The sequence below is a fragment of the Bacillus sp. BML-BC051 genome (genome assembly GCF_019656175.1).
In the GTDB taxonomy this organism is placed as follows: Bacteria; Bacillota; Bacilli; order Bacillales; family Bacillaceae_G; genus Bacillus_A; species Bacillus_A mobilis.
In genome coordinates this window covers 29,508-41,287 of record NZ_BPLI01000013.1, presented here as the reverse complement: position 1 = coordinate 41,287, position 11,780 = coordinate 29,508, and the positions used below count along the sequence as shown (strand labels likewise).

Below are 11,780 nucleotides of genomic sequence, written 5' to 3'. Positions count from 1 at the left end.
TATGGTATATTGGCTATTATTACTCGTAACAATTATTTTTGAAGTAGCTGGAACAATTGCGATGAAACTATCAAATGGTTTAACAAAGCTTGTTCCCAGTGTACTTATTTTCGTATTTTATGGAATTTGTTTCAGCGTATTTGCTATCGTTGTCAAAAAAATTCATTTAAGTATCGCTTATGCCATTTGGTCTGGTGTAGGAACATTACTTATTACAATCATTAGCGTGTATTTCTTCAAAGAGCACATTAACTTATTTCAAGCATTTTGTATTCTCTTTATTGTTTTAGGAGTAATTGGGCTTAAGGTTTCATCAGCATCATAAAAGGCTACCTTCCGGTGTGGAAGATAGCCTTTTGTTTTTATTAAAATGCCCAGTTACCTTTACGGAAGATTGGTTCATGTCTTCCATCATCTGTAATACCATCGATATCAAGCTCAGCTGATCCGATCATAAAGTCGTTGTGTGTAATACTAGTGTTTGCTCCATTTTCAGCAAGTTCTTCTTTAGACATTGTTTTTCCACCAACTAAGTTGAATGCATAAGCACTTCCGATTGCAAGGTGGCAAGATGCGTTTTCATCAAATAGCGTATTGTAGAATAAAATATTTGTGTTTGAAATTGGTGAGTCATGAGGTACTAAAGCCACTTCTCCTAAGAAGTGAGAACCTTCATCTGTTTCTACTAAATGTTTTAGAGCCTCTTCACCAGTTTCTGCTTTATAGTCTACGATACGTCCGTTTTCAAATGTTAACGTGAAGTTATCGATAATGTTACCTGCAAATGCTAACGGCTTTGTGCTAGATACTTGGCCGTTTACACCTGTTTTAAGTGGCATTGTAAATACTTCTTCAGTTGGAATATTCGCCATAAACGGTACGTTCTTTTCATTTAAGCTACCAGCACCAGCCCATACATGCTTTTCTGGAAGTTCGATTGTTAAATCTGTTCCAGGAGCTGTATAGTGAAGAGCTTTATAATGCTTTTCGTTTAAGTAATCAACTTTTGTATGTAATGTTTCATCGTGTTCTTTCCATGCTTCCACAGGATTTTCTAAATCAGCACGAGTAGCTTTGAAAATAGCATCCCATAGTTTTGCTTCCTGTTCTTCTGGTGCAACGTCAGGGAATACTTTCGCAGCCCATTCTTTCGTAGGGACAGAAATGACACACCAGCTTACTTTATCAGCTTGTACGTAATCACGGTATACTTTCATTGCTTCACCAGCTACTTTATGAGCTGTTGCGATACGCGTTGCTTCTACACCTTTTAATAAATCAGGGTTTTCTGCATAAATAGACATAAATGCAGCGCCTTCTTTTGCTAATTCTTCACGAGCGTGTGCTTTCCAAGATGGGAACTCAGCGAATGCTTCTTCAGGAGCTAGATCGAACTTTAAGCGTGTTAACGTCTCATCATTCCAATCCACATATACGTGTTTTGCACCAGATTTATATGCTTTTTCTGTAACGAGGCGTACAAATTGTACAGCTTCAAGAGGTGCACTAATTGATAATGTTTGTCCTGGTTGAATATTAACACCAACATTGACTGCAAGGGCAGCATATTTCTCTAACGTTTGTTCAAATGACATATGTATAATCTCCTTTAATTTGAAAGATTTCTTACTATATATAATACAAGAAAATTCAAAAAATATATATAAATATAGCGTAAAAAGAGAGCTCAAAATATATTGAGCTCTCATCGTTATTTAATCGAAGAAGCAAATTGTTCTATAGTCGTCGAATTGTGTATGCGAACACGCTTCATTTTTAACAACTCATCGGGTTCACCTTTTGTGATGAACTTTCCGGGTTTTGTTGTCGTCGCAAATTGATAATATTTTTTCGTTTCTGCAACGACTTTATCATCTACATGACCGAATGGATAAGCAACTGCGATAACGGGCTTACCTGTTATTTTTTCTAGCTTTTCTTTCGATCCCTTTAATTCTTCTTCATAGTTTGTAATCTTCGGTAAGTCTGCATGTGTTGCAGTATGAGATTGCATGGAGAAAATGCCGGAATCAACCATTTCTTTTATGTCAGATGTAGAAAGAGATCCTTCAGCATCAACATTATTAACAATCATATATTCCGTTGCTGTTGGTTTAAACGTATCATTTTTTAGCTTTTGCAAAATATGAAATGCATTCATATTATTTTTCATACCGTCATCAAATGTAACGAAGATAGGTTTATTCACTTTATTTATATCGCCCCAGCGTTCAAAAGTTAGTAATGTATAGCTGTTGTCTTTTAAATATTTCATTTGGGCTTCAAAGTTAGCGGGGGATACGAATAAATCTTTAATGCCTTGTCCGTGATAATCATCGATTGCATGGTACATAAGAACGGGAGCCTTTTGCTCGAAAGTAATTGCAGATTTTGTGAGTGGAATGGTTTTCCCATCTTCTTTCATTCCTATTGCTTCAATTTGGAATTCACCGCGTTTTCCTTCAAATTCTTTTATGTCAAAAGGAAGTGAAAATTGCTTTTCCTTTTCGTTAGAAGAAAAAGATTTAGTGTGTTCCTTTCCATCAGCGGTGCGCCAAATTTTATATTGTACCTCAGTTAAAGTATCCTTTATATCTGTCATATGAATAGTAGTATTTGTAGATTCGTGTGTAATTGGATGATAAGAAATTTTGCCTTGTTCTTGTACAACCACTTCTTGTTTCTTAGTCTCTTGAACCTTTTTCTCTTTTTTAGGTTCAGGACTTACATTGCTACTGTTACAGCCAGCTAAAATGGCAGACGTACATAAAGCGATTGCTGCGTATTTTCTCATAAAATCACCTTCTATTGTGTATTATGTTGCATGCTTATATTTAAAATCCCCACCGCTGTTAGAGAGGTGGGGATATACCCTTGTTCATCATATCATTTTCGTAATGAGATAGGTTTTTAATAGAGTTATTTCTACCATCTTTTAGTAAGGTTTACTTTATCCCACTATTTGTGGGCAGTAAGACTCCACCTCAGAATTCAGCAAAAGCAAAGAGGTTAGGTAGGGGGGATCAACTGCCCGTAAAAGCCCGATTGGTGAGGGCTAATAATCAGTGGGAGTGAACAAAACCCCCACTAATTAAAGTTTCACTTTATAAGAGATATGAATTTTTCCATTGATGTATTAGGCCCTACAAAATGGCGTTTAATTAAGTATTGTTCGTTTGGCATCCCTTTTGTAATGTGATTACCGTGATCAGTAGTTACTGCGAACTCATAATGTTTTTTTGTTTCTTGAACAGCTAGGTCATTATAAGAACCTACTGGATAGGCGAGAGCGATGACCTTTTTACCAGTAAGGGCTTCGATTTTTTCTTTCGAACTACGTAATTCCTCATCATAATTACTAGAATAAGCCATCATCGTATGATTAGCAGTATGCGATTGAATAGAAAAAATGCCTGAATCCATCATTTGTTTTATCTCATCTGTTGATAGACGATTAGGTTTGTCTATCTCATTTGCAGTAAGAAATTCAGTAGCTGTAGGTTGAAATCTATCATCCTTTAATTTTTGTAAAATATGAAGAGCGTTCATATTATTTTTTCGACCATCATCCATTGTTACAAAAACAGGTTTATTTACACGATTTATATCATTCCAACGTTCAAATGTAAGCATCGTATAACCGTTATCTTTTAAATATTGCATATGTTTTTCGAATTGTTCAGGTGGTACGTATAAACCGTAATCCCCATCACTTGGTCCAGGGTATTTTTCAATTGCATGGTACATTAATACGGGTACACTTTGCTGGAATGTAATTTTAGATGTTACTAGATTTGTTTCAGTATTATCTTCTTTGATTCCTACTGTTTCAATTTGGAATTCGCCACGTTTTAAATGAAATGATTTTAAATGTAGTGGGAGGGCAAAGTCACGTTCTTTTTCTTGTGAAGTAAAAGTTTGTTTGCTTTCAGGACCATCAGCAGTACGCCAAATATTGTAACGTACTTGTGTGAATGAATCTCTTAAATCCTTTGTATAAAGCGTGGTGTTTTGTGCGTTATATTCATACGGATCCCATGTAATAATCCCTTGTGTTAAAGGAAGTTCAACTGCTTTCGCTTTTTTTTGTTCAACTGTTTGTTTCGCTGTTGCTTCTTTTATTTGTTTATCACTAGTGCTACTAGTGTTACAACCTACGAGAATAGCAGAAGAAAGTAAAGCGATATATGTATATTTTTTCATTCTATCATCCTTCTATTGTGTTTTAATTATCATCAATTATGTCATGCAATCATCATTCGTATAAGTGACACTAACTCAAATTTTCGATTTTAAAAATTTGAATTATACCCTTGTACATCATATCACTATAGAATATATAGGGGAATACATTTTTGGAATAATTCGGAAATAATAACTTATATTTTTCTGGTGGGGTTTACATAAAAATACATATAGAAGAAAGTAAAAAAACTCCACCTGAATTTCCTTTTGGGAAAGGAGAAGTAAGGTGGAGTTTTTTATTAAATAAATAATCCAGCGATTGTTGCAGATAAAATAGAAGCAAGTGTTGATGCAAATAACATTTTCCAACCAAATTTAGAAACGATGCTTCCTTGTTTTTCAGAAAGGGCACGGATTGTACCAACAATCGCACCAATTTGGCTAATACTTGCGAAGCTAATTAAGAATACAGTAACGATTCCAACTGTACGTGGAGATAATGTTGATGCAACATCTTTTAAATCAAGGATTGCTACAAACTCGTTTAATACAATCTTCGTACCCATAATACCACCAGCTGGGATAATATCTTGAGTTGGAATACCCATTAAGAATGCGAATGGAGAAAGTATATAACCGAAGATTTGTTGTAAAGTAACAGCATATCCCATTGCACCTGAAGCTGCGCTAATTACGTAGTTTACAACTTCCATCACACCGATGAAGGCAATCATTAATGCGGCAACGATACCAGCTACTTTTAAACCATCAAGCGCACCGTTAATCATTGCGCCGATAAAGCTGTCTCCGAATAAAGTTCTATCAAATTTTTGAATCACTTCATCTTCTTTCTTCGTATCAACGGGTGTTAATAGCGAACAAACAATCAAGCTTGAGAATAAGTTTAGCGGAAGAGCTGCTAGTACATATTTCGCATCTAACATCATTACGTACGATGCTGTAACAGAAGCAGAAACTGAGCTCATCGCAGAACAACAAATGATAAACATACGGTTTTTGTTAAAATGCTGTAAATCGTTTTTTATAACGATTAACGCTTCACTTGAACCGAAGAATACAGAGTTTACTGCGTGGAATGACTCGACGCGTGGTAAACCAGTAATTTTTGAAATTGCACCGCCGACAACGCGAACGATGAATGGTAAAACACCTAAATAACTAAAGATAGAAAGTAGTGCTGAGAAAAATACGATAATTAATAGTACGTTTAAGAAAAAGACAAAATCTCTTTGAATTCCGTTAAAGAGAAAATCGACACCTGTCGTACCAAGTTTAATTAGTTTGTTGAAAACTTTACCAATGAAAATAATGATTTGTTGACCAATCTTTGTGCCAAACATAAACCAACCGATTAAAATTTGAAAACCAATCATAATAGCAATTGCACGGAAGTTGATTTTACTTCTATTGTTTGACAAAGCAAAGCATAAACCTAAAACGACAAGAATACCGATAATGCTCATTACATATTGCATGTAGTTGCCCCTTTCAGAAGTTCGTATAAAGTTTGTACATAAAACGCTCGTTATATTACTAAAAATAAAACAAAGAGGTTTTATGTCATACGTAAGATGTCTGACCTTTTAGAAAAATAAAAATAAAAAAAGACCCATATGGATTCACTTTCATCTATGAGAGAAAGCTAATCAATATGAGTCCTTTTTTGCACATAGGCTAATATTCATTAGTTTTCCCCATAGTCCAGCAATTTAAGGTTGCCGGGTAGAAACTCTCGATCCATATTATCGAATATATATGAGGTAACATCGTCCGTATTAAATTAGTAGTAGCGTAACATTAACAGAGAACTATCGTCAATAGCTTTTTTTCTTCCGATAGAAATAGACCATATAAGTATGATAAAATGTAACGCAGTGTTATGAAAAAGAGAGGTCGGAAAATGAGTACAAAAATGACGCCACCAGTTGAGAAAAACGAGTTTATAGATGTAGTATTTGAAGATTTAACACATGATGGTGCCGGTGTTGCGAAAGTAAAAGGCTATCCTATTTTCGTTAAAAACGGATTACCAGGTGAAGAAGGACAAATTAAAATTATTAAAGTGAAGAAAAACTTCGCATTCGGTCGTTTAATGAAGCTTCATACAGAGAGCCCGTATCGTAAAGATGCAGAATGCCCAGTGTACAATCAGTGCGGCGGTTGTCAGCTTCAGCACTTAACATATGAAGGACAATTACAAGCAAAAGAAAAACAAGTACGTGACGTTATGCAGCGCATTGGCGGACTAAGCGATGTTCCTGTGCACCCTGTACTTGGCATGAAGAACCCATGGGTATACCGTAACAAAGCACAAGTACCAATTGGAGAACGTGAAGGTGGACTTGTCGCTGGTTTCTATCGCCAAGGAACACATGACATCATTAATATGGAATCATGTTTAATTCAGGCAGAAGAAAACGATACATTAATCCAGGAAGTAAAACGTATTTGTGAAAAACACGGTATTTCGGCATACAACGAAGAGCGTAATAAAGGAACACTTCGCCATGTAATGGCTCGTTACGGACAAGTAACAGGAGAAATTATGCTTGTCTTCATTACTCGTACAGCAGAATTACCAAACAAGAAAGCAATCATTGAAGAAATTGCTGCAAAATTCCCAGAAGTAAAATCGATTGTTCAAAACGTAAACACGAAACGTACAAACGTAATCTTCGGAGACACAACGACAGTACTGTACGGATCAGAATACATTTATGACTTTATCGGTGACATTAAGTTTGCAATTTCAGCACGTTCATTCTATCAAGTAAATCCAGAACAAACGAAAGTGTTATACGATAAAACGTTAGAATATGCAAAATTAGATGGCAACGAAACAGTAATTGACGCCTATTGTGGAATTGGATCAATCTCCTTATTCCTAGCGCAAAAAGCGAAAAAAGTGTACGGTGTTGAAATCGTCCCAGAAGCAATCGAAGACGCAAACCGAAACGCAGCACTAAACAACATGACAAACGCTGAATTTGGCGTAGGAGAAGCAGAAGTAGTCATTCCAAAATGGTACAAAGAAGGCGTAATCGCTGACACAATGGTCGTAGATCCACCGCGTAAAGGTTGTGATGAGGCACTACTAAACACAATCATCGACATGAAACCGAAACGCGTCGTATACGTATCATGCAATCCAGCAACATTAGCACGTGACTTAAAAGTACTAGAAGAAGGCGGATATAAAACGCAGGAAGTACAACCTGTTGATATGTTCCCGCATACGACTCATGTGGAGTGTGTGGCTTGGCTTAAGTTGGTATAATAGGAAAGCAGTTGATATAGGAAAATCTATACCATCTGCTTTTTGGTTTATTGAGAGTTTGAAATTGCATTCATATTGAGAGGATTTGAATTTGAAATGATAGATAATTTTTGGCGTGATTTACCACGACCATTTTTTGTACTTGCACCAATGGAAGATGTGACAGACGTTGTTTTCCGTCATGTAGTAAGTGAAGCTGGTCGCCCAGACGTATTCTTCACAGAGTTCACAAACTCGGATAGCTATTGTCATCCAGAGGGTATGAAAAGTGTACGTGGTCGTTTAATTTTTACAGAAGATGAACAACCGATCGTGGCGCATATTTGGGGAGATAATCCTGAATACTTCCGCCAAATGAGTATTGGCATGGCAGAGTTAGGATTTAAAGGCATCGATATTAACATGGGGTGCCCTGTACCGAACGTAGCATCAAGAGGAAAAGGTAGTGGCCTTATTCTACGTCCAGACGTTGCGGCAGAACTTATTCAAGCAGCAAAAGCGGGCGGACTACCTGTCAGCGTAAAAACGCGACTGGGCTTTAAAGAGTTAAGCGAATGGGAAGATTGGTTAACGCATATTTTCAAACAAGATATCGCAAACCTTTCTATTCACTTACGTACAAGAGAAGAAATGAGCCAAGTGGATGCGCATTGGGAACTAATTCCGGAAATTAAAAAATTACGTGACCGTATCGCACCAAATACGCTAATAACAATTAACGGAGACATTCCTGACCGTAAAATCGGACTGGAACTTGCTGGAAAATATGGCATTGATGGTGTTATGATCGGACGAGGTATCTTTAAAAATCCGTTTGCTTTCGAAAAAGAGCCAAGAGAGCATAGCAGTAAAGAACACCTTGATCTTTTAAGACTACAACTTGATCTTCAAGATCAATATGCAGAAGTATTACCACGCTCTATCACAGGACTACATCGCTTCTTCAAAATTTATGTAAAAGGCTTCCCTGGAGCTGCTGAACTAAGAAATCAATTGATGAGCACAAAATCAACTGATGAAGTACGCGCATTACTTGATAAGTTTGAGGCGAGTGCAAATGCGGTAGAAAGTAGTGAAACGGTGTAACTTTTGAAAGTTACACTGTTTCATTTTAATTAAGGTGAACCGTATCATAAGTAAGTGAGGTATTCTATGTAAAAAGGGGTAAGAAAAGAATACAGGAGAAAAGTGAAAATGGTAGGTTGGTCTTGATTTTCAATGATAGTATCATGTTTACTTTATTATGCCTATAATTGGAGGCCATGTGAATGTTAAGTGATCAGGCGAGATATTCTAGGCTCGCGAATATAACAAAAATAATAAATACAAAATTAGAACTACGTGAAGTATTGCAGCGTGTAACAATGGCGATATCAGAGGAGATTGTTAAGTGCAACGCTGTTGGAATCTATTTACCCCAGGAAGATGGAACATTTAGAGGGTTTGCAGGAAAACCAGAGACAATAAATGGCGTAACGCTCGATACTCAGGTAATTGATCCTGAAATAGACTTACTGGCAAAAGAAGTTATTGAAACCCAAAAAACCATTTATATTCCTGATACATCAAAGGATCATCGGCCGGATCCGAGACCAGTTGCTGCGTTCAAAATTAAGTCCTTATTAGCTCTACCTATCTCATTTGGGCAAGAGTTATTTGGTCTGGTTTTTTTATTTGATTATGGAATTCCAATGAACTTAACAAATTCAGAAATTCAAAGTGTTGAAGCTTATGTAAATATGGCTGCGGTTGCAATTCAAAACGCAAATAATTTAACGCAAAAGGAAAACCTTATTGCCGAGAAGCAGCTGTTACTAAATGTTACCCGTGATTTATCAATGTGTTCCTCGATACAGGAGAGTTTTGATAAATGTTTTTTTTACTTAGGGCAGATTTTAGAGAGTAACAGCATGGCAGCCCACCTTTTAGACCCCCTAGACAAAACAACGATTAAAACAACGAAGTTAAGCAAGGACTGTGATTGGACAGAAGCGGATTGGATGGAGGAAAGTTATGAAGCTAAGATCCAAGAGGTTATTCAAACAAAAAATATAGATAGTAAGGGTCTACTGATGATTCCATTGGTTTTAATGGGAGAAGTGTTAGGAGTAATCGTCGTTGACAAAGAGGGAAAAGCTCACAATTATGATAATTCCCAAATGCAACTGGCAAAATCTATCGTTGATGCCACAGCGCCTACGTTTTCAAACTTGTTATATATGGATCGACTTGAAAGCATGGTGGAAGAGCGAACGAGAGAACTAGCTGTTGCTAATGAAAAAGTTACAAGTGTGATTGAAAGTATTACGGATGGATTCTTTACTTTAAATAATACATGGGAATTTACGTACGTAAATAAGCATCAATATTTTCCACAAAGAAAAACAGCAAAAGATGTATTAGGCAAGAATATATGGGAGATTTTCCCGAGTAGCATTGACGAAGTAATGTATAAGGAACTTCATCGTGTAATGTCAGAGCGAACTACAGTGTATTTTGAATTTTTTTCTGGCTCTGATGAATATTGGTACGAAGTTATTGCATACCCGTATGATGATGGTATTTCTTGTATTTTTAAAAACATAACGGGAAAAAAGCAATATGAGCAGGAATTGAAAAGGTTATCCAACATAGATTTAATAGGGCAAATGGCAGCTGGTATCAGCCATGAGATTAGAAATCCAATGACAACAGTACGAGGATTTTTGCAGTTATTAAAAGAAGAGCCCACCTATGAGAAACATAATAAGCACTTTAATTTAATGATTGAAGAACTTGACCGTGCCAATTCTATTATTACTGAATTTCTCTCAATGGGTAATACAAGGAAATCGGATTTGCAGATGTTAGATTTAAATTCAATTATCCGCGATATTATTCCTTTAATAAAGATTGATACGCATAATCAAAATAAATATATTCAAGTCGATACAAATGACATTCCGGAATTACTTTTAAATCGTAATGAGATACGGCAATTATTAATAAACTTATACCGTAATGGCTTAGAGGCGATGGACACAGAGAAAGTTCTAACCATTAGCACCTACAAAGAAGATCAAGATTGTGTGGTGCTTGCAGTGCGGGATCAAGGAAAAGGTATCAGGCCTGAAGTATTAGAGAAACTGGGTACGCCATTTTACACGACCAAGGATAATGGAACAGGATTGGGATTAGGTATATGTTATGCTATTGCTGCCCGTCATAAGGCAAAAATAGAAATTCAAACAGGATCGGAAGGCACTACCTTTTTTGTTAAATTCAATTATGAAAATAATAAAAAATAAACTTATTTAGATTAGTTTTGTTGAACTGTACCACAAATATTCATATTTGAGTTGCATAAAAAAATGGACAAATTTATATCAGGTTTGTCCATTTTCAATTGTGTTAATTAATAGTGAATTCTCAACAGAGGTTTCGTTCAGCATCTTTATAATCAATTAAATAATTCAATATTGATCTTTTCCCATATTAACTCTAGTATCAGTATGATTTAATTGGAAGAAAATATGAAATAGAAATACCTAAACAGCATATGTTGCAGTTTTAAAATCATCCCCACAAGCATTAATCCACCTAAGACTACAAAACCTCCCCCTAAAATGTTAAAGTAGTAACTTAACGACATTCATTTATACATGCTAAAAGCATTACTATAATCAACATTTCAGGAGGCAAAACAATGGCAATGAGCAACAACGATATATTAAAAAGAGTAAGGTACGCTTTAGATATAAGAGATATAGATATGGTAGAAATCTTTAAACTTGGTGGTATGGAAGTAACGAAAGAAGACGTAGTTGATATGCTTACAAAAATAAAGAGAGCTCCTCAGCATGAAGCTGAAAATGATGATGTGCCTGAAGATGAGTACGTATTAACATGCGATATGATGATGTTAGAGGCATTTTTCAATGGATTTATTACTTTAAAAAGAGGGAAGCAAGATCCGAAACCAGGACAACCGGCACCTGTACAAAGCAAAGAGAGTGCGAATAACCTTCTTCTAAAGAAAATGAAAATTGCACTATCTTTAACGAGTGAGGATGTACTTGATATATTAGATAGCGTAGGCGTTACGGTAACAAAGGGAGAACTAGGAGCCCTATTAAGAAAAAAAGGTCATAAAAATTACAAAGAGTGCGGCGATAGATACGCAAGGAATTTCATTAAGGGATTAGGCGTAAAGTATAGAGGGTAATGAGTCTGCTAAAGCGGTAAATGATATAATAGATAGAGTAGGGCGTTCGTATCCTACTCTTTTTTATTTGTAAAATAATACACTAGGTGATGA

At 36.0% G+C, this 11,780-nt stretch carries 9 protein-coding genes and 1 riboswitch; of the genes, 5 read left to right on the top strand and 4 right to left on the bottom strand.

Annotated elements, in window-relative coordinates; all coding sequences use genetic code 11:
* Nucleotide 1: 1 nt before the first annotated feature.
* Nucleotides 2-325, top strand: a complete 324-nt coding sequence (locus K5S59_RS05765; RefSeq protein ID WP_000263259.1) for a DMT family transporter — start codon at nucleotides 2-4, stop codon at nucleotides 323-325.
* A gap of 40 nt (nucleotides 326-365) precedes the next feature.
* Here K5S59_RS05765 and K5S59_RS05760 read toward each other — a convergent pair whose 3' ends face one another.
* The 4 genes from K5S59_RS05760 to K5S59_RS05745 form a co-directional block, all read right to left on the bottom strand.
* Entirely contained in the window at nucleotides 366-1,595 is a 1,230-nt protein-coding gene (locus K5S59_RS05760; protein ID WP_000007353.1) for an aminopeptidase, read from the bottom strand.
* Between the two features lie 116 nt (nucleotides 1,596-1,711).
* A complete protein-coding gene (locus tag K5S59_RS05755) occupies nucleotides 1,712-2,794 on the bottom strand; it encodes a polysaccharide deacetylase family protein (protein ID WP_001233704.1) in 1,083 nt (360 codons plus the stop codon).
* 305 nt (nucleotides 2,795-3,099) lie between these two features.
* Nucleotides 3,100-4,203 carry a polysaccharide deacetylase family protein gene (locus K5S59_RS05750; RefSeq protein ID WP_000760995.1) on the bottom strand — a complete coding sequence of 368 codons (1,104 nt, stop codon included), beginning with the start codon at nucleotides 4,201-4,203 and terminating at the stop codon, nucleotides 3,100-3,102.
* A gap of 281 nt (nucleotides 4,204-4,484) precedes the next feature.
* The gene (locus K5S59_RS05745) at nucleotides 4,485-5,681 is read right to left on the bottom strand and encodes a NupC/NupG family nucleoside CNT transporter (protein WP_001200509.1); all 1,197 of its coding nucleotides are present in this window, start codon (nucleotides 5,679-5,681) and stop codon (nucleotides 4,485-4,487) included.
* Between the two features lie 202 nt (nucleotides 5,682-5,883).
* Nucleotides 5,884-5,985, bottom strand: a riboswitch (purine riboswitch).
* Between the two features lie 121 nt (nucleotides 5,986-6,106).
* Here K5S59_RS05745 and rlmD point away from each other — a divergent pair.
* The 4 genes from rlmD to K5S59_RS05725 all read left to right on the top strand — a co-directional run bounded on the left by rlmD (nucleotide 6,107) and on the right by K5S59_RS05725 (nucleotide 11,687).
* A complete protein-coding gene (gene rlmD, locus K5S59_RS05740) occupies nucleotides 6,107-7,483 on the top strand; it encodes a 23S rRNA (uracil(1939)-C(5))-methyltransferase RlmD (RefSeq protein ID WP_000105061.1) in 1,377 nt (458 codons plus the stop codon).
* Between the two features lie 96 nt (nucleotides 7,484-7,579).
* Nucleotides 7,580-8,569 carry a tRNA dihydrouridine synthase gene (locus K5S59_RS05735; RefSeq protein WP_120449402.1) on the top strand — a complete coding sequence of 330 codons (990 nt, stop codon included), beginning with the start codon at nucleotides 7,580-7,582 and terminating at the stop codon, nucleotides 8,567-8,569.
* Between the two features lie 182 nt (nucleotides 8,570-8,751).
* Nucleotides 8,752-10,770 (top strand): GAF domain-containing sensor histidine kinase, encoded by a 2,019-nt coding sequence (locus K5S59_RS05730; protein ID WP_000947547.1) that lies wholly within the window; start codon nucleotides 8,752-8,754, stop codon nucleotides 10,768-10,770.
* A 398-nt stretch (nucleotides 10,771-11,168) separates the two neighbouring features.
* A complete protein-coding gene (locus K5S59_RS05725; protein WP_097844151.1) occupies nucleotides 11,169-11,687 on the top strand; it encodes a YehS family protein in 519 nt (172 codons plus the stop codon).
* The last annotated feature ends 93 nt before the right edge of the window (nucleotides 11,688-11,780 follow it).